This window comes from Stenotrophomonas sp. 10L48 (assembly GCF_056395105.1).
The window spans coordinates 123686-144920 of record NZ_JBFTIX010000006.1; the positions used below are offsets into that span (position 1 = coordinate 123686).

The 21235-nt window shown below is 67.1% G+C and carries 14 protein-coding genes; 4 read left to right on the plus strand and 10 right to left on the minus strand.

The features are described 5' to 3' along the window. The first annotated feature begins 19 nt into the window (after window positions 1–19). Window positions 20–802, plus strand: coding sequence for a DUF6491 family protein (locus tag AC1DCU_RS12045; RefSeq protein ID WP_032976084.1), 783 nt, complete (start codon window positions 20–22; stop codon window positions 800–802). Here AC1DCU_RS12045 and AC1DCU_RS12050 read toward each other — a convergent pair. The 3 genes from AC1DCU_RS12050 to AC1DCU_RS12060 all read right to left on the minus strand — a co-directional run bounded on the left by AC1DCU_RS12050 (window position 799) and on the right by AC1DCU_RS12060 (window position 2762). After that, window positions 799–1851 carry a linear amide C-N hydrolase gene (locus AC1DCU_RS12050; RefSeq protein WP_032976085.1) on the minus strand — a complete coding sequence of 351 codons (1053 nt, stop codon included), beginning with the start codon at window positions 1849–1851 and terminating at the stop codon, window positions 799–801. The genes AC1DCU_RS12045 and AC1DCU_RS12050 overlap by 4 nt on opposite strands. Window positions 1852–1914: 63 nt before the next feature. Beyond that, a complete protein-coding gene (locus AC1DCU_RS12055) occupies window positions 1915–2328 on the minus strand; it encodes a DUF6691 family protein (protein WP_442251208.1) in 414 nt (137 codons plus the stop codon). Beyond that, window positions 2325–2762: a YeeE/YedE family protein gene (locus AC1DCU_RS12060; RefSeq protein ID WP_025874862.1), complete on the minus strand. Its 438-nt coding sequence runs from the start codon at window positions 2760–2762 to the stop codon at window positions 2325–2327. The genes AC1DCU_RS12055 and AC1DCU_RS12060 overlap by 4 nt, the downstream gene beginning before the upstream one ends. 117 nt (window positions 2763–2879) lie before the next feature. Between AC1DCU_RS12060 and AC1DCU_RS12065 the strand changes: the two genes are divergently transcribed. Further along, window positions 2880–3167: an ArsR/SmtB family transcription factor gene (locus AC1DCU_RS12065; RefSeq protein ID WP_032951781.1), complete on the plus strand. Its 288-nt coding sequence runs from the start codon at window positions 2880–2882 to the stop codon at window positions 3165–3167. Window positions 3168–3170: 3 nt separating this feature from the next. Here AC1DCU_RS12065 and AC1DCU_RS12070 read toward each other — a convergent pair whose 3' ends face one another. The 5 genes from AC1DCU_RS12070 to AC1DCU_RS12090 form a co-directional block, all read right to left on the minus strand. Continuing rightward, entirely contained in the window at window positions 3171–3599 is a 429-nt protein-coding gene (locus AC1DCU_RS12070; RefSeq protein ID WP_477744817.1) for a BLUF domain-containing protein, read from the minus strand. Window positions 3600–3681: 82 nt separating this feature from the next. Next, complete coding sequence (locus AC1DCU_RS12075; protein WP_025874868.1) at window positions 3682–4821, minus strand: hybrid sensor histidine kinase/response regulator; 1140 nt, start codon at window positions 4819–4821, stop codon at window positions 3682–3684. Next, on the minus strand, window positions 4818–5393 hold the full coding sequence (locus AC1DCU_RS12080; protein WP_025874869.1) for a chemotaxis protein CheB: 576 nt from the start codon (window positions 5391–5393) through the stop codon (window positions 4818–4820). The genes AC1DCU_RS12075 and AC1DCU_RS12080 overlap by 4 nt, the downstream gene beginning before the upstream one ends. Further along, entirely contained in the window at window positions 5393–6217 is an 825-nt protein-coding gene (locus AC1DCU_RS12085; RefSeq protein WP_032951761.1) for a CheR family methyltransferase, read from the minus strand. The genes AC1DCU_RS12080 and AC1DCU_RS12085 overlap by 1 nt, the downstream gene beginning before the upstream one ends. Beyond that, window positions 6214–9312 (minus strand): response regulator, encoded by a 3099-nt coding sequence (locus tag AC1DCU_RS12090; protein WP_333622226.1) that lies wholly within the window; start codon window positions 9310–9312, stop codon window positions 6214–6216. Before AC1DCU_RS12090 ends, AC1DCU_RS12085 begins: the two co-directional genes overlap by 4 nt. 151 nt (window positions 9313–9463) lie before the next feature. Here AC1DCU_RS12090 and AC1DCU_RS12095 point away from each other — a divergent pair, with 151 nt between their 5' ends. Together AC1DCU_RS12095 and AC1DCU_RS12100 are read left to right on the plus strand one after the other, a co-directional pair. Beyond that, window positions 9464–10618: a two-component system sensor histidine kinase NtrB gene (locus tag AC1DCU_RS12095; RefSeq protein WP_425518190.1), complete on the plus strand. Its 1155-nt coding sequence runs from the start codon at window positions 9464–9466 to the stop codon at window positions 10616–10618. Next, window positions 10615–10974 (plus strand): response regulator, encoded by a 360-nt coding sequence (locus AC1DCU_RS12100; protein ID WP_025874874.1) that lies wholly within the window; start codon window positions 10615–10617, stop codon window positions 10972–10974. Before AC1DCU_RS12095 ends, AC1DCU_RS12100 begins: the two co-directional genes overlap by 4 nt. A 133-nt stretch (window positions 10975–11107) precedes the next feature. On the opposite strand, the gene AC1DCU_RS12105 is transcribed toward AC1DCU_RS12100, so the two are convergent. Together AC1DCU_RS12105 and AC1DCU_RS12110 are read right to left on the minus strand one after the other, a co-directional pair. Further along, the gene (locus tag AC1DCU_RS12105) at window positions 11108–14809 is read right to left on the minus strand and encodes a TonB-dependent receptor (RefSeq protein ID WP_442251210.1); all 3702 of its coding nucleotides are present in this window, start codon (window positions 14807–14809) and stop codon (window positions 11108–11110) included. Then, window positions 14806–20985: a CshA/CshB family fibrillar adhesin-related protein gene (locus AC1DCU_RS12110; RefSeq protein WP_478013527.1), complete on the minus strand. Its 6180-nt coding sequence runs from the start codon at window positions 20983–20985 to the stop codon at window positions 14806–14808. The genes AC1DCU_RS12105 and AC1DCU_RS12110 overlap by 4 nt, the downstream gene beginning before the upstream one ends. Window positions 20986–21235: the final 250 nt, after the last annotated feature.

A 21235-nucleotide genomic window follows, 5' to 3' on the forward strand; every position in this document is an offset into this window, starting at 1 on the left:
AACGCAGGGAGTGCAGGACATGACTTACAGGCACGCATCCATGGTACTGGCCGCCAGCCTCGCGCTGGTGCTCACCGCCACGGCTTCGGCACAGGAACGCATGCCACCGGCCCCGCACTGCATGGACGCTGTCGGCGTCCAGGAAGTGGAGCAGGCATCACCGCGCTCGATCGCGCTGCGTGCCGCCTCCGGCCAAGCCTATCGCATCGACTTCGCCGAGGATTGCCCCGGCGTCCGCGCAGCCACCACGTTGAAGCTGGAAGCACCCGCCGGCTGGGCCTGCGGTCGTCCCAGCGAGCGCGTTGTGGTCGATGGCCACAGCTGTGCCGTCAGTGCAGTCACCCCGGTCCAGGCCCGCGACTATGCCAGCGTGGCCCGCGACAGCGACAGCCTGCGCACGGCCACCCTGCCCGCCCTGACGATCCGCCAACGCAAGGACGTCCGTCGCGGCTTCGGCGGCTCGGCCTCGTACTGCTTCGCCACCCGCAATGTGCGCGGCTGGTCGTCCGACACGCAGGGCATGCTGGTGGAAACCAACCCGCTGCGTAGCGGCGGCCATCGCTTTTACCGTGTTGAACTGGGCAGCCACTGCCTCCAGCTGGACCGCTCGCCGGAATTGAGCTTCCAATCCGGCATGCAGAACGGCCTGATCTGCGGCAACCCCGGCGACCGCGTGGTTACGGCCGATTTCGCCAGCTTCGACGAGCGCAGCGACGCGGTGGCGCCGCTGCCCCGCTTCACCCGCCGCGGCGCCTGCACGATCCAGGCGGTCTACCCGGCCTCCAGCCAGGCGTCGAACTAGCCGTCGACGCCGAGGAAGGTGAACGGTGCGCTGGGTACGAAATGGCCCAGTGCATCGCCGGCGAAGGTATTGCGCTGGTCACGGCCGAGATCGAGCTTGAGCACCTTTCCGCCGAAATCGACCTTGGTCAGGTCGACCCAGAAGGTGTTGGGCGTCAGTGCCGACTCGAAGAAATACAGGCGCCGCTTGTGGTCGGCGACCGTACGCCAGCGGGTGGACGAGATGTTGGGCTCGCCCGGCGTGGTGATGCCGAACGGTACCGACACGTTGCGGATCACGCTGAACACACTGGCCAGCGCCTCCACCGGATCTTCCGCTTTCGGAATCGCGTTGATGTAGAAGGAGGCCCGCGCGAAGCGGTCGGCCGAACGGTTGGTGCCCGGCAGCATCACCGTGCCACCGATCTGCTGCCAGTAGCTGTTCAATGCCAGCTGCTGGTCGAAGACCGGCGAATTGGTCATCACCTGATAGCGCCGATCATGGTGGATCACCTGGCGCCCGCCGATGTATTCGACGATCGCGCTGTCACCCGTGGCGTCGGACAGCGACAGATGCAGCGTCGCCTGGCGGTCCTCGCCCGGCACCTTGTCGGTGACGATCGAGTACGGTTCGCGCTGCAGCGCAGTCACCGCCTCTTCCACCGTCGCGAAATTATCCAGCACGTACTGCGCCCACAACGAGATGGACAGGCCGGGCTTGCCGCTGCGCTGGGCCGGGTACTCCGACTCGACCAGCCACAGCAGGTTGGCGACCAGGCCCTTCTCGTTCATGCCATCGGTGGTGGAAATGTCATAGCCGGTGGCCACCACGCTGCCGTAGCGTGCAGTCCAGGCGATCGACCCAGGCCCCGCCTTTCCGGTGCGCGCAATGCCACGCGGCAACACGTAGAGATTGGTGGCCACGTCCACTTTCCAGTCCATCGAGCGGGCGGTGATGACATCGCCGTTGTCGCCCAGATACACCGCGCGCGTGCAGGCCATCGCCGGCATTGCCGCCGTCGCCAGTGCCGCCGCCAGCAACGCGCCGCCTTTCCATTTCATCCGTGCCATGTCGTCCTCCGTTCCCCGGGAAAGGTGATCTGAACCCCGCAACGGTGAGACGAACGTGAAGCCTCAGCGCAGCCAGCGATCATGCAGCCAGAAACCGGCAGCCATCGCTGGCACGAACCACAGGGCTTCGCGCGCGCCCACCGCCAACGCGGCCAGCGCGGGCCCCGGGCAATAGCCGACCCAGCCCCAGCCGATACCGAACAGCGCCGCACCCAGCAGCAACCGCGTGTCGACAGCCTGCGCCGCCGGCAGCTCGAAACGTTCGGCGCACCATGGCCGCTGCCGCCGCCGCAGCCAGAATTGACCCAGTGCGCTGACCAGCAGCGCCGACGCCAGCACCCAGGCCAGCGTGGGATCGAAGTCGCCAGCCACATCAAGGAACCCCAGCACGCGACGCGGATCGGTCATGCCGGCCAGCGCGAGGCCGGCACCGAACAGGCCGCCGGCCACACCTGCCGCCCACAACCTGCGGCTCATGCCAGGCCTCCGCCGTGACGTAGCAGGAACGTGGTGAGCATCGCGCAGGCCATGAACACCAGCACCGCCACCAGCGATCGCCGCGATCCACGGGCGAGGCCACAGACACCGTGGCCGCTGGTGCAGCCGTTGCCCAGCCGCGTACCCAGGCCCACCAGGACACCGGCAGCGATCAATTGCCAGGCCGGCAGCGCGTCGCGCAGCAAGGCGCGTGGTGGTTGTCCTGCACCCGCCTGCCAGCTCAACACCGCTGCCGCCGCCGACATCAGTCCGAGCAGGAAAGCCCAGCGCCAACCACGATCACCGCGCGGCGCGGCAGCGGCGCCGGCAGCGATACCGCTGATGCCCGCCACCCGACCGAGCGTGGCCAGCAGCAGCACCGCCGACGCACCGATCAGGCCGCCGCCTGCAATTGCCGCCCATGGCAGGTTCATGCCCTGCCCCTCTGCATCGCGCGCATCGGCTTGCCCTTCAATTTAGATTTCTCTAAATTAGATTTTCCTGAACTACCGAGTCAAGCCGTGCCCAGCATCACCACCGACAGTGCCGCGATGGCTACGCATGCCGCACAAGCGGCTGCCCTGCTGAAATCGCTGGCACACCCGGCGCGACTGCGCGTGTTGTGTCGCCTGGTGGAAGGCGAAGCACCGGTGCCGGAACTGCAGGCCCTGACTGGCCTGAGCGCATCGGCGCTGTCACAGCATCTGGCCGTGCTGCGCAATCTGGAGGTGGTGGCAACGCGGCGGCAGGCACAGGCACTGCACTATCGGCTGCTGGAGGGTCCGGCGCTGGGGGTGCTGCAGGCATTGCACGCGGCGTACTGCGCCCCGCAGCGTTAGCGGTCAGCCCGCGCTGAGTACCGGCCGCACGACCTCGGCCAACAGATCCACCGCCGTAAGCATGACGCTGTCACCGTTCACTGAGCGGGCGAATCCCGACCAGTCGCCTGCGGAAAGCTGGCGCAGCAGCGCGGCGTCGACCGGCAGCCCGCGCATTGCCCAGTACGGAAACTGGCGCTGGCCCAGCCGGCCACGCGCCAGCTCGACGATGTCGACATGGCTGCCGGCCTGCAGGATGCGCTCATAGACCGAATCGATGCCATCAGGCGGGCCTTCGATGTACTGCAGGAAGCGTTCGCCGTCATGCAGCAGCACACCCGTCACCCCTGCCATCTTGTTGAAGCGCGAGGCATCCTCGACCAGCGTCTGCAGACGTGCGGCAGACAGATCCGGCTTGGCCTGGCTGACATAGGCGATGGCACGCAGTGGCATGGAGCTTCCTTTGCAAGAGTGGTGCCACGGTAGCAGTTGCGGACGAGCCCGTCTCAGTTCGCTCACGCGCCAGCTGAAGAATTCAGGAAACCGCCGGACTGCGCAAATCGGATCGACGAGGCAGCAGCGCCTCGAACACCACGTGCCCTGCCTCGTTGCGCGCGCTCAACTGGCCACCATGCGCACGCACGAACTGGTCAACGATGTACAGCCCCAGCCCGAGCCCGTTGCTCTGGTGGAAGCTGGCCTTGAAGGGTTCGAACAGGCGCGGCAGCAACGCCTCATCGACATGGCCGGTGTTGCGTACGCGCAGCGCAACCACCCGTGCATCGCCACCATCGACCTGCACCTGCACCGTCGCGTCGGCGCCATGGGTGAGTGCGTTGCCGACCAGGTTGGCGACGATCTGCCCAAGGCGATCCATGTCGCCCTGCAGCGTCGAATCGCCACGGACGTCCAGCGCGATCCGATCGCTTCGATGGCCGGCACCGGCCTCGACCAGCACCGCACGCGTCACCTCGGCCAGGTCACAGACGCTGCTCTGCAGGCGCAGGCCACCGCTGCGGATCCGCGAGAAGTCCAGCAACTGCTCGACCATGCGTGCCATCCGCAGCGTGCTGGCCTCCAGGTAGCTCAGTGTCTGCTGCGCACCGGCATTGTCGTCCGGCAGTTCCAGCGACAGCTTGTCGGCACACAGCAGGATGGCCGACAGCGGCGTGCGCAGGTCGTGGGTGAGCACCGCCGCCATGGTCTCGTTGAGCTTCAACGCGCGCTCCAGCGCTTCGTTGCGCGCCTTCAGCAACTGCCGCTGCTGGTAGAGCTCGATGAACACATTGACCTTGCTGAGGATTACCTGCGGTGCCACCGGCTTGTGCAGGAAATCCACCGCGCCGGTCTCGTAGCCCTTGAACACCCGCAACGGATCATCCGGCGAGGCGGTCAGGAAGATGATCGGCACATCCCGACTGCGCTGCGAGCCACGCATCAGCTCGGCGAGCATGAAACCGTCGATCTCCGGCATGTGCACGTCCAGCAGCGCCAGCGCTACCTCATGCTCCAGCAGCAGCTCCAGCGCCTGCGCGCCAGAGTCCGCCAGCAACAGGTTGACGCCCTCGCGGCGCAGCAGCGCCTGCATGGCCACCAGGTTCTGCGGCACGTCGTCGACGATCAGCAGGTTGACCGGCGCCTGCGACTGGGCAGGGTCCGGCGGCAGCAGGTTCATGCAAACAACTCCTTCAGGCGGCGGCACATCAGTTCAAGGGGCAGCACGGCGTCGGCGCCGGCATGCTGCAGGGCAGAGGCCGGCATCATCGATGCCTCGGCCTCCTCGGGGCATTGCAACCAGGCCTGGCCGCCAGCGGCGCGCACGGCGGCCACGCCATCGCTGCCATCGCTGCTGGCACCGGTCAGCAGTATCGCCAGCACACCCGTGCCGAACGCGGCCGCGGCCGATTCGAACAGCGGATCGATGGCCGGCCGCGAGAACAGCACCGGTTCGTCCATCGACAAAGCGATGGCCTGCGTGTCCTCCACCAGCAGGTGGTAGTCCGGCGGCGCGAACGTCACCGTTCCGGCCTGCAGGGGCTGCTTGTCCTCCGCTTCGCGCAGGACCAACGTGCAGTACGGCGCCAGCACCTCGGCGATGCGGCTGGAACGGTCGCGCGGCAGGTGCAGCACCACCAGCACCGGCACCGGCAGGGTGGCCGGCAACGCACCCAGCACGATCTGCAGGGCGGCCACGCCACCGGCCGATGCGCCGATCACCACCACGTCAGGGTGGGACATTGCCGCCATCAGGCCACCTTCCGGTACAGGCGGTGCTCCCGCGAACAGGCTTCGAAGGCATCGTGATGGCGACCGAACTGCAGCGACTCCTTGCTGCCCAGGCCGAGGAAGCCGCGATGCACCAGGGCTTCGCGGAACAGGCCCACCGCCCGATCCTGCAGGTCGCGGTTGAAATAGATCAGCACGTTGCGGCAAGACACCAGGTGCACTTCCGAAAACACCGTGTCGGTGGCCAGGCTGTGGTCGGCAAACACCACGTTGCGGCGCAGCTGGCGGTCGAAGACCGCGCCGTCGTAAGCGGTGCTGTAATAGTCCGACAGTGAAGCGGTGCCGCCGGCGGCGAGGTAGTTCCGGCTGAACTGGGCCAGGCGGTCGATGCCGTAGGCGCCGGCCTCAGCCGTGGCCAGTGCCGCGGGGTTGATGTCGGTGGCGTAGACGATGCTGCGCTCAAGCAGGCCTTCCTCGTGCAGCAGGATCGCCAGCGACCACACTTCCTCGCCGGTACTGCAGCCGGCCACCCACAGCTTCACCGAGGGATAGGTGCGCAGCACCGGTACCACCTGTTCGCGCATCTGCCGGAAATACTCCGGGTCACGGAACATCTCCGAAACCTGCACGGTGAAGAACTGCATCGCCTGGGCGAACAGCTCCGGCTCGTGCAGCAGCCGATGCTGCAGATCCGACAGGCGCTCGCACTCGTAGCGCTGCATGGCCTGGCTGACGCGACGGCGCAGCGAGGACACCGCATAGCTGCGGAAGTCGTAGTGGTAGCGCTGGTACAGCGCTTCCAGCAGTACCTTCAGCTCCAGGTCGAACAGCGCCTGCTCGTTCATTGCCGCGAGCACCAGACCCGGCACAGCGACACCAGTTTGTCCACGTCGATGGGCTTGGCGATGTAGTCGTTGGCACCGGCCTGCAGGCAGCGTTCACGGTCATCGGGCATGGCCTTGGCGGTCAGCGCGATGATCGGCAGGTCCTGCAGGTGGCGCTGCGCGCGGATCTCGCGCATCGCCTGCAGGCCATCCTTCTCCGGCATCATGATGTCCATCAGCACCAGGTCCACCTCGCGCTGGGCCAGGCGGTCGACGGCCTCCTGGCCATTGCGGGCGATCTCCAGCGTCACCCCCAGCGGCTCCAGCACGCTGGACAGCGCGAAGATGTTGCGCACGTCGTCCTCGGCCAGCAGCACGGTGCGTCCATCGAGCACGGTGTCGCGGCGGCGCGCTTCGCGCAGCAGGCGCTGCTGGTCGCTGGGCAGGTTGGCCTCCACGCTGTGCAGGAACAGCGTCACCTCGTCGAGCAGGCGCTCGGGCGAGCGTGCACCCTTGATGATGATGCTCTTGGAGTAGCGGCGCAGGCGCTGCTCTTCTTCGCGGCTGAGGGCACGGCCGGTATAGACGATGACCGGCGGGAAGCCGACATCATCGTTGCCTGCCATGTGCTCGAGCAGGTCGTAGCCACTGCCGTCGGGCAGCGACAGGTCCATCACCATGCAGTCGAAGGTGACCGTGCTCAGCTGCTCCACCGCTGCGGCAAGCGTACCGACAGCAGCGATCTGCAGCTGATCGCGGCCCAGCAGCAGTTCCAGGTTGCGGCGCAGATCGTTGTCGTCCTCCACGATCAGCAGGCGCCGCACGTCGCGCTGGCTGGTCTGTTCAAGCTGTTCGATGGCAGCCACCAGGCGCTCGCGCGTGGTCGGCTTGATCGCAAAGCCGATCGCGCCCAGTTCGCGCGCCACCTGGCCGCGGTCCATGCCCGAGACCACATGCACCGGAATGTGCCGGGTGTCGGGGTTGCGCTTGAGCCGTTCAAGCACGGTCAGGCCCGAGACGTCGGGCAGGCCGATGTCCAGCAGGATGCCGTTGGGACGCAGGTCCGCCGCCAGCGCCAGCGCCTCTTCGGCCGTGGTGGCCACCACGCAGTCGAAATCAAGCTCGTGCGCCAGCGTCACCAGGGCTTCGGCGAAGACCGCATCGTCCTCCACTGCCAGGATCAAGCGTCCCGCATGGTGGCGGCGCCCACGGTCATCGGCCACCGCTGCCACCGGCGCGGCACTGGACCGCTGGGCAAGTGGGGCTGCTGCCACGGGGGTGGCGGGTACCGGCTGCACGGGCACCGGCGCTGCGGCGCCTGCGGCATTCTCGGCCATCGGCGCGCCCTGCAGCGGTAGTTCGAGAATGAAGCAGCTGCCGCGGCCCGGCTCGCTGTCCACTTGGATGTCACCGCCCATGCGCACCGCAAGATCACGCGAGATCGACAGGCCCAGGCCAGTGCCGCCGTAACGGCGGCGGGTGCTGCCATCGGCCTGGCGGAACGCTTCGAAGATCAGCTGCAGCTGGTCGCGTGCAATGCCGATGCCGCTGTCGGCCACTTCGAATCGGATCCGGCCATTGCCGCCGCTGCGAACGTGCAGGCTCACCTTGCCGTGCTCGGTGAACTTGACCGCATTGGCCAGCAGGTTCTTCAGGATCTGCTGCAGGCGCTGGTTGTCGGCCACCAGCTGGCTGGGGGCCAGGCCATCGGACTCGATCTGCAGCGTCAGGCCCTTCTGCCGCGCCATCGGCTCGAAGGTTTCGCGCAGTCGCTGCAGCACGCTGTCGACCACCACCACTTCGTCGGCCAGTTCGACGTGCCCCGCTTCGATGCGCGACAGGTCCAGGATGTCGTTGATCAGCGCCAGCAGGTCGTTGTTCGACGACAGGATGGCGCGGGCGTACTTGACCTGCTCGTCGCTGAGCGAGCCGTCCTTGTTGTCGGCCAGCAGCTTGGCCAGGATCAACGAACTGTTGAGCGGGGTGCGCAGCTCGTGCGACATGTTGGCCAGGAACTCGGACTTGTAGCGCGAGGTGGCGGCCAGTTCATTGCTGTTGCGCACCAGCTGCCCCTGCGCGACCAGCAGCGCCTGCTTCTGCGCCTCCAGCTCGTGGGTGCGCTCTTCCAGCTGCACGTTGCTCTGCTCCAGCTCGGCCTGCTGCTGTTCCAGATGCGTCTGCGACTGCATCAGGCTGCGGCTCTGCTCTTCCAGCTCCTCGTTGGCCACCCGCAGCTCTTCCTGCTGTGCCTGCAGTTCTTCGCCCTGGCGCTGCGACTCTTCCAGCAGCACCACCAGCTGTGCGCGCAGCATCGAGGTGCGCAGGGCCATGCCGATGGTCTCGGCGCAGCGCAGCAGCAGCTCGTCATCCAGCGCCCGCTGTTCGCCAACCGCCGCCCGGCCCAGCTCGAGCACGCCCACGATCGCGCCGTCGCTGCTGACCGGGGCAAGGATCCGTTCACGCACAGGCACGCGCCCCAGGCTGGTCTGCAGCTCCAGCGGCGCCGCTTCATCCCCCTGCAGATGCCGCGCCCGCTGGTCGCGGGCCACCTGCCCTGCCACCCCTTCCTGCAGGCCCAACGTGGCCGGGATGCCGTTCGGCAACGCCAACCCACCGGTCAGCTGCAGGCGTCCGCCTTCCAGCCGGTAGAGCGCACCGACATCGGCACCCAGCTGGGTTGCCAGCGTCGACACCGCCGCTTCGGCGATCTGTTCCGGCCCGAGCTCACCGCGCAGGCTGAGCGCCACCGCGTTCTCCGCCTCCTGCAGCCACAGCGCACGCATCGCCTCGCGTCGCGCCTGGATGGCGCGCGAGGCGATGAGTGCGATCATCAGGAAAGCCGCGCCACCGATCGACCGGTTGACGAACGAGAAGGATGAGTTGTTGCTGGCCGGCGCCACGTTGTAGCCCACCGCCAGCAGTACGCAGGCGCTGACAGCCACCACGAACGGCACCCGGGCGCTGCGCTGGAACACAGTGACGCCGATGGCCATGAAATAGGCCAGCCACACGGCATAGCCCAGGGGTACCACCAGTTCCAGCGCGGCCGTAGCCGCCACCAGTACCGCCGACGTCATCCAGATCCAGCGGTCACGCGTAGTCGCACCAGGACGCATGCAGGTCGGTTCCAGTTTGGAAAAGGGGACTGATGTTACTCCTTGTCGCATTCAGCCGCATACGACCAATGGCACGGGCGTCGCATGCACGTCCTCTTCACACTCCACTGCCTACGTTCTCGTGCCTGACAGAGGTAATACGCATTTCATCGTGGTCGCTGCCGCTTCGACGCCGTCCGTGTTGACGGACCCTTCCCGACAGCTGCGATTGCTGATCGACAGCGTGCGCGACCATGCGCTGTACCTGCTCGATCCCGATGGCATCGTCTGCAGCTGGAACCCCGGCGCCGAACGCATCAAGGGCTACCGATCGGAAGAAGTCATCGGCACCCACTTCGGCCGCTTCTACCTGCCCGCTGATCGCGATACGGGAGAGCCACAGCGCCTGCTGCGGCTGGCGGCGGAATGCGGACACCATGCCGCTGAGGGTTGGCGGGTGCGCCGAGATGGGTCTCCCTTCCGTGCCAGCGTGGTCATCGAGTCGGTGGTCGAGAACGGTGAGCTCGTGGGCTTCGTCAAGATCACCCGCGACATCACCGAACAGTGGCAGGCGCAACGGCTGCTGCGCGATGCGCAGCGGGCGCTGCGCCAGACCCAGCAGTTCGAGACGGTCGGCCAGCTCAGCCGCGGCCTTGCCCATGAGTTCAACAACCTGCTGACCACCATCGTCAATGCACTGGACCTGCTGTCGGCACGCATGGGCGATGACGAGCGTGCCAACACCCTGTTGACCACCGCGCAGGCGGCCAGCGATCGTGGCGCACTGCTGACCCGGCAGCTGCTGGCCTTCAGCACCGGGCAGACCCTGATCCGCGAAACGCTGGACATCAATGCGCGGATCCGCGACTGGTTGCCCGCCCTGCAGGCCACCTGCCCTGCCGGCGTCACCCTGGAAACCGCGCTGGCTGCGGGCCTGCCTGCCATACTCAGTGATACCGTGCAGCTGCAGACCGCGCTCGCCAACCTGGTCGGCAACGCTGCGGACGCTACGGTAGGTGGCGGCCGGGTATTGATCGCCACCGCGCTGGAGCACCGCATGGACCCCGACGCCGACACATCCCGGCAACGGACCTATGTGACGTTGAGCGTCTGCGATGAGGGACACGGCATGGCCCCGGACATCGCCGAACGCGCGACCGAGCCTTTCTTCACCACCAAGGACATCGGCAAGGGCAGCGGCCTGGGCCTGAGCCAGGTGTTCGGATTCACCACCCAGAGCGGCGGCTTCGTAGACGTGTCCACCACGCCCGGTGTTGGCACCACGGTCAGCCTGCTGCTACCCGCCACAGAGGAACCCAACCCATGACCGATGATCCGATCCGCGTACTGATGGTGGAGGACCAGACCGATCTGCGTGAGATGATCGGCCTGGCCCTGCGCGACTTCGGCATCGACGTGGCTACCACGGCCGATGCGCAGGAAGCGGTCGCGCTGCTGCAGGGCGATACGCGTTTCGACGTGGTGTTCAGTGACATCAGCATGCCCAACGGCATGTCGGGCATCGAGCTGAGCGAGCATGTTGCGCGCGACCAGCCGCAGGCGCGGATGATCCTTTCCTCCGGCTACGCACGCTCGCAGTTGCCGCCGCTGCCCGAGCAGGTGGAATTCCTGCCCAAGCCTTACCGCCTGCGGCAGCTGGTGGAGCTGCTCAGGCAGGCCTGAGCCGTTGCCGCCCTGCCAGGCATGGCCTGGCACTACTGGGTAGCGACCGCCGCGCCCCTGCCAGGCATGGCCTGGCACTACTGGGTGGCGACCGCCGCGGCCCCGCCAGGCATGGCCTGGCGTTGCCCAGTCCTCAATAGCGACCCACCAGGTTCAGGTACCAGCCGCGGTGGGTGTAGTCGAACTTCGTCAGGTCGTCACTGAAGTCGGTGAAGTTGTAGCCCACGCCAACCCGGAAGTTGCGGCCGACGTCGCGGTCCACGCCGGCCAGCCAACCCTGCCGGCGACCGCCATCACGCACGTCCAGCAGGCGGTACTCCAGCAGGCCGTGCCATTGGTAGTACAAGTCATAGCGCAGCTGTGCTGCACCGAAGTTCGTGGCTGAATCGAACCACGGACCGGTGCCCCGGCCATAGCGGACCTCGCCTTCGCGTCGGGCCAGCTTGGCCGCCACTTCCCAGCGCTGGTCGATGCGGTACACGCCTTCCAGCGACAACACCTGGGTACGCTGGTCGTAGTCCACGCCGTTGACCTGGCCCATCGTCGACAGGTCGTACAGATAGCTGTAGCGGCCGAACAGCGCCCAGCGGTCATTGTCCCAGGGGCGGTAGGCGAAGCCGAGATTGCCCTCGATGAAGCGGGCGCCGGCCACCGGGTTGATCGCATCGTCGGTGTCGGCGTAGTTGAACCGCGCAGCGATCCGCCAGCTGTCATTGAGACGGTGGCTGAGGCGGTTGGTGCTGACCCATTGCGTGCGGCGCTCGGCACCGGTGTCGCGACGCCACTCCAGCTTGCTCTGCCACTCGGTACCCGGCGACGTGCGGCCGCCGGACAGGCTGACGGCCTTGCGGTCGACCTGGCCACTGCTCGCATCCAGCTTGCCGTCGCTGAGGGTGAAGCCCGCGTTCCAGCCCACCGCCGGATAGAAATCCATGCCGAAGGTGTTGGCCAGGCCGGATTCCTGGCCGGATTTGAGGAACTGGCTCTCGTTGAACACGTTGACCTGGTCGGATAGGCGCCAGCGCTGGCCCAGCGTCCAGCCATCCTGCGCATTCGGGCTGAACAGCGGGTCGTATTCACTGCGATCGGTGGACTGGGTGAACGCACCATAGAAGCTGTGCTGCGGGGTCAGCTTGTACTCGGCATTGACCTGCGCGGCACTGCCCCGATCACCATCGCTCACCTCCGCGCCGATCGTGGACAGGTTGGCGAAGGTGTAGGTACCACCGGCGACCACCGCATCATTGTCCGCGTAGCGGCCATGATCGTCATCGACGGTCAGCTGGCCGCCACCATAGATGTCCAGCGCGGTGCCGATGCGATGGGTGTAGCGCGCTGCCGCCAGCACACCAGCATTGCTGCCGATGCCGCGGTCTTCCTGCACCCGGCGCAGCTCGGCCGACACGCGGTCGTTGTCACCGATCCGCCATTCGGCGGTGGCCTGGGCCTGGATCAACGATTCATTGCCACGCCGTGCTTCGCTGTAACGCGCATACAGGCTGAAATCGTCGGTCACGTAGCCCAGCAGTTCGGCGCCCTGTTCGCGCACGCGCTGGCCGGTGTCGAAGCGACCCACCGAATAGCCTCCCTCGACCTGCCGCCACCAGGCGCCGGCACTCCAGTCGCGCTGGGTCCAGCCCAGCTCGCGCAGGTTCACCCGTGCCTCCACCGCGGTCGCCTCGCCTTCGCGCGGCCCCTCGGGGTTGAGGCGGGTGAAGCTCAGACCACCATTGTCGGAGAAGAACACCGGCGCACTGGTCGCCTCGCTGCGGCTGTGCTCGACCTTCAGGTAGGTACCACGCCCGGCCTGCAGGGTCAGGTCCGCACCGCGCAGCGAATAGTCCTGCCCAGCGCGCTGTTCGTCCACATAGGTGGCCCCCACCGCCACGTGATCACCGAACCAGTGCTTGCCACGCACACCAGCGGTGATGTCGTCATTGTCGAAGCCGGTCGGCACCCATTCGTAGTCGACAATCAGGCGCTGCTCGTAGCCGTCCAGCGGCACGTCGCGGCTGATCCGGCGCAGGTTCTCGCGGCTGACCTGGGCCAGCGGCCGGGTCAGCAGGATGCGCCCCTGCAACGCATCGATCTCGTAGTCGGCACCGCGCACCAGCGACACCCGCTGTTCGACACGGCCGGTGGTGCGGTCACGGATCTCCAGCACCACCTGGTCCGAGCCGCGCAGGATGCTGGCGTGGCGCAGGTAATACAGGCTGCCGCCGGTGCCGATGAACTCGCTGTGGCCCGGCGCGGTCTCGGCCTGCGATCCGAACAGACGCAGTTCGGTCTGCGCATCGCCCCACGCATTGGCGCCGCGTGAGCGCCACGACAGCGCCGCACCGTACAGCGAACGCACGTACTGGGCGTACTCGGTGCCGCTCAGCCCCGTGTTGTAGTTGCCCCACAGCGCCTGGTTCTTGTCCCAGTCCATGCGCAGGTAGAAGCGGCCCATGCTGTCGACGTCGCGCTGGGTCAGCGAATCGTCGCCATAGGTGGGGTAATACAGGTCCGGGTCCAGGCTGCGGAACAGGTCCTGCGGATCGGCCGTGGTGAAACCGGTGAACAGCTCGTCCAGCGGCCGGTTCTGGGTATCGGCCTGCGCCGTCAACAGATAGCGGCCACGGGTCTTGGCCTTCAAATAGAACGCCAGGCGCCCGTCGCTGAGCACATCGTCACCGCGCTCGCCACGGGCGACATCGCGGCCCGCACCACTGGCCTTGTTCTGGTACACCGTGACATCGGCCAGGCCCACACCGAACAGATAGCTGCCGCTGACATCCACCTCCAGCGTGCGTGCGATCGCCGGCGCGTCGGGCCGCTCGACCCGCACGTCGAACACGTGGTGACCGATCGGCATCAGGTATTCAGCGGCGAATTTGCGGTCCTGGTCCAGCGGATAGCTTTCGCCATTGATCTTCAGTGCCGCGCCAAGCGGCAGGTCACGGCCCCGCAGGCGCACGCGCGAGCCGTACACCGGGATGTTCTGCTGGCGAAGACCGTTGCTGTCGAACACCTGCTCCAGCAGCGACAACGAAGCGGCCTGGTTGGCATCGACGGCCGTGCCGCGCCGATCTTCCAGCGCGTCACGCAGCTGCTGGTTGCCACGCTCCACTTCGGCCAGCGTCACCAGCTGCATGGACTGCGCCGAGGTCTCATCGACATTGCCCTCGGCATCGTACGCGCGCAGCACATAGACCAGGCGGTCGCCACGACGCAGCGGCGTGGACGCCGGCAGCGCACCGTCCCAACTGCCCTGCCCGACCGCAGCCACAGGCAGTTCAAAGGTCGCCAGGGGCGCGACCCGGTCACTGTCGCTGCCGCGGTAGAGGCTGACCTCCAGACGTTTGATGAACGCGGTGTAGTTGCCACGCACGAAGAATTCGACCGGACGCACGATGCGGCCCTGGTCGAACGCCACCATGCCCGGCGCCGAGATCGACAGCTCGGGCTGGCCCATGGCCGGGTCTTCGGTGGCCCAGATCGCGCCACCTTCCGGCAGGCGGATCATGAATTCACCGCGGACGGTCGCCTTGCCCGGCTCGTCCAGCGCCACGCTTACGCGCCGGTCCGGCTGCAGCACCTGCGATGACGAGCGCGTCGACGTGCCTTCGGTCACCGGCTCATCGAAGCTGCGCGAGCGCAGGGTGAACAGCAGGTCGCCCTCGGCGCTGCACTGGTTGCCCTCGCAGTGGATGGGCGCGCCATCGATGGACGCGTCGTTGGCCGGCGGCGGCGCGGCCTGCGCCGTTGCTGCCAGACCCAGCAGCAGTGACTGGTACAACGCAGCGCGGTGCAGGCGGGCGGGACGCCGGACGACAGAGTGATGGGCGCTCATCGGCGGGCCTCCTGTTGGTGGGCCGCCGCGCGGGTGGCGGCGGTCTCCTCGTTGCGCACGCGCAGGCGTTGCTGCACGGCAGGGCTGAGCTGCACGCGCAGCGCTTCGAACACGGCATTGGCACGGCGCAGGCCCAACGCCTGGTTGTAGGCGTGGCTGCCACGCACATCGGTATGGCCGACCAGGCTGACCTGGCCGCCCCCCATCTGCTCCAGGCGCGCGGCGATGGCAGCCAGCAGCGGCTTGAACTCCTCGCGGATCACCGCCTTGTCGGTGTCAAACAGCACGTTGCCGAGCAGCGCGCCGCCGGCATCAACGCCAGCGACCAGCGAGTGCGGATCGCGCACGTCGGTACGCAGCTGCACCGTCAGGCCAGCGCGCGAACCTTCAGCCACTTCGGCCTGCAGCGCATCACGCACGGCCACCGCACGGGCGAAGGCCAATGCCTGGCTTTCGCCGTTGGCGGCAATCACCACGTCACCGCCCTGGTAGCGATTGACCACCTCGGCCATCTTCGCCAGCACCGGACGATAGCTGGCACGCAGCTCGCTGCTGCCCGGGGCGAACAACACTTCGCCCAACGCCAGTTCGGCGCGCTCGGCGGCGGCCTGCGGCGACGGCGGCAGGCGCACGCCGAAGCTGAAGCGGGTCGGCACGCCCTGGGTAACCCGACGCAGCAACGGATTCTCGGTGGTCAGTCCGGAACCCGCCGGTACCGTTGCCGGGTCCAGCTTGACGATGAAGTTGCGGCCCAACCGCGCATCGCCACCGTGCACATCGGCCAGGTGGTAACGACCGAACGGATCGGTTTCGATCAGCAGGCCCTCCACGGTGGCCAGGCGCACGCCGGGAATGCCCTGCTCCTGGATGCCGCTGTTGCGGATCACGTAGGCCACTTCATAGCCCTCGGCCACCCGCGCGATCTCGCGATGCACGGCCGGCTCGGCTGCGGTCAGGCCCTTGGCCGCCTCGCCACTGTGCTGCACGGTTGCCACACCCTGCGCATCCAGCTGCAGGCGATGGCCCTGGGCGCTTTCCAGCACGAAATCATCGGTGAAGGACAGTTCGCGCAGGCGCTGGCGGATCACCACCTGATGGCTATCGACCGTGTCCGACGTAGACGCCAGGCCGTGTACCACGCCCACCTGCACGCCATGCAGCAGGGGCGCGCTGGCATCGGCCAACGGCTGCGGTCCATCGCCACGATCCAGCGTTGTCGAACCCGGCACGTACGCGGCAGGCGCGAAACCGCCCTGTACGCGAACACCGGTGAGTTCCGCACTGTCCTGCCATCCGTCGCCGTCGCGGTCATCGAACACGGTGCCGAACACCAAGCTGTCTTCCAGCAGCGGGTCGGCATCCATGCGTACTTCAGCGGTCGCCACATTCGACAGCGGCGTGCCATCGTCAGCGGTGGCCACGGCCTGGTTGATGTGGTTGCCGGCACGCACGCCCGCGCCCACCCGCAACAGGTAGGTGATGGTGGCACTGCGGCCCACGGCGATGTCGACCGCGCCGATGCGCAGCGGGGTCTGGCTACCGCCCAGCGAGAACGCACCGTCGTCGTCGGCCACGCGCATCGAGCCATCCACATAGCTGAAGCCCGGCGGCGGCGTATCGACCACCACGCCGTCGCGCCAATGGCTGCTGCCGACGTTCTCGACCACCAGCTGGTAGCGCACCAGGTCGCCCACCTTTACCAACCGCGGGTTGGCGGTCTTGGTGATGCGCAGCGCGAAATCCGAGATCACCTTGTGCCGCGTTTCGCAGGTGGTGCACTCCGGCGGTGGCGATCCATCCGGATACTGGCCGCGCAGGCGGTTGAGCACCTCCGTGCGCGCCTCCTGGTTGACGATGGCCTGGTAGACGAATTCATGCTGCCCCACCGGCGTACCGGCCGGCAGGGTGCAGACGATGTCGGTACCCTGCTGCACGCAGCCTGCCGGCAGCGTGTCCACGCTCAGGCCCGTATCGGGCGTATCCAGCAGCTGCAACGGCTGGCGCAGCGAGGCGCGCTCGACCGTGGCCCGCAGGGTGTAGCGCAACCGGTCACCCGGACGCACTTCACTGCCACTTGCAGGGCCGGACAGTTTTTCCAGCACCACGCGCGGCTCAGCCAGCACGTGCTCGGTGCTGCAGGTTCCCGTGCAGGTGGGGGTATCGCCGCCACTGCCCAGCACCGCGTTGCGGACGCTGCCACTGGCCTGCGCGTTGACCTGCGCGCGGTAGCCCAGCGTGTAGGTGCCGGGTGCGGTACCTGCCGGCAGCGTGCATACCAGCGGATTGCTGGCATTGCAGGTGAAGGCGCCCGGCTGGGTCACCGACTGCAGGTCCAGGCCTGCGCCCAGGGTATCGGTCAGGGTGAACACATCGGTGGTCTGCGAGTTGGCGACCACCACCTCGACGCTGTAGTCCACCGCATCGCCGATATTGACCGGCGATGCCGTGCTGGAGGACTTGCGGTAGGTGACCGTCGCCGCCAGCACCGGGGTGGTGGTGGTGCAGTCGGTGGCACAGGTGTTGGTACCGGTGCCGCTGCCAAGCACGGCGTTGCTGACGCTGCCCTTGGCCTGCGCGTTCACCGTCGCGGTGTAGTTCACCGTGTAGGTGCCAGGTGCGGTGGCGGCCGGCAACGTGCACACCAGCGGGTTGGCGGCATTGCAGGTGAAGCCCGTGGTGGCGGTGACTGAACCGAAGTCCAGGCCCTGCCCCAGGGTGTCGGTCAGGGTGAATACAGCGGTCGTGCGCGAGCGGCTGACCACAGCGGTCAGGGTGTAGGCGATGCTGTCACCCACCTTGACCGAGCCGACCGCGGCCGAGGTCTTGCGATAGTCGATCTGGCTGCCAGCCACCGGGGTGGTGGTATCGCAGTTGACGGTGCAGCTCGGGTTGTCGCCACCGCTGCCGAGCACCGCGTTGGTCACCTGGCCGGTGGCCTGGGCATTGACCACTGCGGTGTACGACAGGCTGTAGCTGCCTGGCGCAGTGCCGGCCGGCAACGTGCAAACCAGCGGGTTGGCCGCGTTGCAGGTGTAGGCGCCGGCACTGGTCACGCTGCCGAAATCCAGGCCGCTGCCCAGCGTATCGGTCAGCGTCACCACGTCGGTGGTGCGCGAGTTGGTCACCACCGTGGTCAAGGTGTAGGCCAGGCTGTCACCCACCGACACGGGGCCGGCACTGTTCACCGACTTGGCATAGCTCACGCCCGGCGTCGCCACCGGCGTGGTGGTATCGCAGTTGGTCGTGCACGAGGGCGTGTCGGTGCCGGTGCCGAGCACGGCATTGCGTACCGTGCCACTGGCCTGCGCATTGACCGTAGCGGTATAGCTCAGGCTGTAGGTGCCCGGCACCGTCCCTGCAGGCAGCGTGCACACCAGCGGGTTGGCCGCATTGCAGGTGAAGATGCCCGCGCTGGTAACGCTGCTGAAGTCCAGGCCGCTGCCCAGCGTATCGGTCAGGGTGACCACATCGGTGGTGCGAGAACGCGCAACGGTCACGCTCAGCGTATAGCCGATGCTGTCGCCCACCCGCACCGGTCCACCGGTGGAGGCCAGCTTGGCGTAGCTCACCTGCGGGCTGGCCAGTGGCGTGGTGGTATCACAGCTGCCGACGCACGACGGATTGTCCGGGCCGCTCGGCACTACGGCATTGCGCACCTGGCCAACCGCCTGTGCGTTGACGATGCCGGTATAGGAGAACGCGTAGCTGCCGGGCACGGTGCCGGCGGGCAGCGTGCACACCAGCGGATTGCCGGGCACGCAGATGAAGCCGCCGGCATTGGTCATGCTGCCGAAGTCCAGGCCAGTGCCCAGGGTATCGGTCAATGTGACGGCAGCGGTGGTGCGCGCATCGGCCACGACCACGCTCACCGTGTAGGCAACGCTGTCGCCCACCGCGACCGGGCCGGCCGTGGCGCTGGCCTTGGACACCGAGATGCGCGGCGCCGCCACCGGCGTGGTGGTGGTGCAGTTGCTGCTGCAGGTGGGAGTGTCGGTGCCGGTGCCCACCACCGTGTTGATCACCTGGCCGCTGGCCTGCGCGTTGACGGTGGCCGCATAGGTCAGGCTGTAGGTGCTCGGCACGGTGCCCGCTGGCAGCGTGCACACCAGCGGATTGGCGGCATTGCAGGTAAAGGCGCCGGCATTGGTCACGCTGGCGAAATCCAGACCGGTGCCGAGGGTATCGGTCAGGGTCAGCACGTCGCGGCTGTTGCCGTCGGCAATGGTGACATCCACGGTGTAGCTCACCGTCGCCCCCACCGCCACCGGACCGGTGGTGTTGGAGCGTTTCGCGTAGCTCACCCGTGTAACCGGAACGGTCACATCGCTGCGGGTGCAATGGTTGGCATCGGTACAGGCCTCGCCCGGTGCGGGCGGATTGCCACCATTGAACGGATCGTAGCCACCGCCGACGCTGGCGTGGTTGCGCAACAGGCCGCTTGCCGATGCGGACACGGTCACCGGCAGGGTGAAGCTGCTGCTGTCACCGGCGGTGCCGGCTGCCGACAGTACCTGGCTGCTGGTGCAGCTCACCGCCTGGCCGCTCGCCGTACAGCTCCAGCTGCCACTGCTGAGGGTACCGGTCCAGTTCGGCACGATCCCTGCCGGCAACTGGTCGCGCACGGTGATGACACCCGCCGGCACGTTCGGCGGATTGCCGGTCGGCACGTTGGTGGTGTTGCTGATCGTCAGCGTGTACTGGGTGCCGGCCTGGCCGTAGTTCCAGATGCCGCCGGTGGCATTGTTGCTCTTCACCACCTTCAGCGCGGGTGCGGTGATGGTGATCAGGTGGTCTTCCACTTCGCCGTCGTCGGCCACGCCGGTCGGCTGCTGGATCTGCGCCGCATTGGTCGCATAGCGCAGGCGCACGTAACTGCTGCCTGCGCTTACCTGCGCGGGCACGGTCCAGCTCAGGTTGGCCCCGCCACCACTGCATGCAGCGATGTTGCTGCGCTCGCCCGGGTCGAATGTGCCGTTGCGATTGAAATCGATCCAGCCGGCCACGCTGCCGCTGCCCACGCACGCCACCGGTTGGCTGATCTGGGTACCGGCCTGCATCACCGTCAGCACATAGCTCGCCGGCCAGGCGTTCTCTTCGTTGGGATTGCCCGAAGGGAAGTTGTCGTCACCCTTCGCATCGGCGCTGTAGCTGCTCTTCTGCTCGGTATCCGGACCCATCGTGCCGAGGAAATCGGTCAGCGGCGGTGCCAGGCCACCCGGCGTATAGCCTGCGGTGTTGATGTTGGTGGGGGTGGCGTTGACCGGCAGGCCATCCGGGCGGAACTGCAGATCGTCCACCACATGCATGGCGTCGCCATAGCTCTGCGGCGCATCACCGAAGTCGGCGTACGGCACCAGCAGGCCGATGGCGATGGCGGTGGTGCCGCCACCGCGCATCGAGAAGCCCATGTTCACCGCGAGGTTGCCCGGCGCGTGCGCGGCGTTGTCGAAATTGAGGAAGGTGACCGCAGCGGTGTTGTTGTCGTTGCCCGGCCCGAAGCGGATCACGCTGTTGCCGCCGCTGCTGGACTTGGTCACGTTGTAGGCACCTGCGCTGAGGTTCTTGCGCATCTCCACCACGTTCCAGGTACCCAGTGCACTGGCTTCGACGAATTCGCCACTGTTGTTGATCGACTCGGCGTCGGCCATCACCACGCCGCGCAGGCGATACGGCGCGCCGCCCAGGGTCGAGACGCAGTTGATTTCGAACGAGGAGGTGCCCGTGCTGCGCGAGATGCCCGCGATCAGCTGATTCGCGCCGCCAGTGCCACCGACGTTGTACAGGTCGTCCAGGCTGTCGCCGCTGAAGTTGCCCGGGCGATAGCTCTGCAGGAGTCCGCCGCCACTGATGTTGGCCAGACTGCAGCTGACACTGAGGTTGATGCCCGCGGCCACCGGCATCGAGATCGACGAGGTATCACCATTGTTGAGCGTGACCCCGGCAGTGCCCAGGTCCGTGCCGCCACCCCAGGTCAGCCACAGCACCGTGTTGCGGTACGGGCTGGTGCCGCCGGTCGCGTAGGCCGCAGCCCAGGCCGACGATGGCAGCACCACCGACAGCAGCAGCAACAGCAGGCCGGCGGCCAGCCATCGCCCGGTCCGGCCGGGATGTGCACTTTTTTCAGGATGAACGGATTCACCGCCCGCGCTGATGCGCGACGTCGTCGACTGCCACATGTTGGTTTTTCCCCGTCATCAGCCCCACAGGGGAGCCGCTGTTCAGTGGGTACCGGGGAGGGTTCTGCCGGACCCGGAGACGCGTACGAATGCGTGTCTGCCGGTTCCGTGGCGACTACAACCGTCCCTGGACCCTGTTGGTCAGGTTCGCAAAACTGTGACGAAGATAACACAATACAAACAATTGTGTGATGTGCGTCACGTTTATGTTTGCCAAATCTGGCGCCGGCCCCACGAACACAGTTGTAGC

Coding starts and splice junctions, on each gene's coding strand:
- AC1DCU_RS12045 (WP_032976084.1), top strand. CDS start 20: ATGACTTACAGGCACGCATCCATGGTACTGGCCGCCAGCCTCGCGCTG.
- AC1DCU_RS12050 (WP_032976085.1), bottom strand. CDS start 1,851: ATGGCACGGATGAAATGGAAAGGCGGCGCGTTGCTGGCGGCGGCACTG.
- AC1DCU_RS12055 (WP_442251208.1), bottom strand. CDS start 2,328: ATGAGCCGCAGGTTGTGGGCGGCAGGTGTGGCCGGCGGCCTGTTCGGT.
- AC1DCU_RS12060 (WP_025874862.1), bottom strand. CDS start 2,762: ATGAACCTGCCATGGGCGGCAATTGCAGGCGGCGGCCTGATCGGTGCG.
- AC1DCU_RS12065 (WP_032951781.1), top strand. CDS start 2,880: ATGGCTACGCATGCCGCACAAGCGGCTGCCCTGCTGAAATCGCTGGCA.
- AC1DCU_RS12070 (WP_477744817.1), bottom strand. CDS start 3,599: ATGCCACTGCGTGCCATCGCCTATGTCAGCCAGGCCAAGCCGGATCTG.
- AC1DCU_RS12075 (WP_025874868.1), bottom strand. CDS start 4,821: ATGAACCTGCTGCCGCCGGACCCTGCCCAGTCGCAGGCGCCGGTCAAC.
- AC1DCU_RS12080 (WP_025874869.1), bottom strand. CDS start 5,393: ATGGCGGCAATGTCCCACCCTGACGTGGTGGTGATCGGCGCATCGGCC.
- AC1DCU_RS12085 (WP_032951761.1), bottom strand. CDS start 6,217: ATGAACGAGCAGGCGCTGTTCGACCTGGAGCTGAAGGTACTGCTGGAA.
- AC1DCU_RS12090 (WP_333622226.1), bottom strand. CDS start 9,312: ATGCGTCCTGGTGCGACTACGCGTGACCGCTGGATCTGGATGACGTCG.
- AC1DCU_RS12100 (WP_025874874.1), top strand. CDS start 10,615: ATGACCGATGATCCGATCCGCGTACTGATGGTGGAGGACCAGACCGAT.
- AC1DCU_RS12105 (WP_442251210.1), bottom strand. CDS start 14,809: ATGAGCGCCCATCACTCTGTCGTCCGGCGTCCCGCCCGCCTGCACCGC.
- AC1DCU_RS12110 (WP_478013527.1), bottom strand. CDS start 20,985: ATGTGGCAGTCGACGACGTCGCGCATCAGCGCGGGCGGTGAATCCGTT.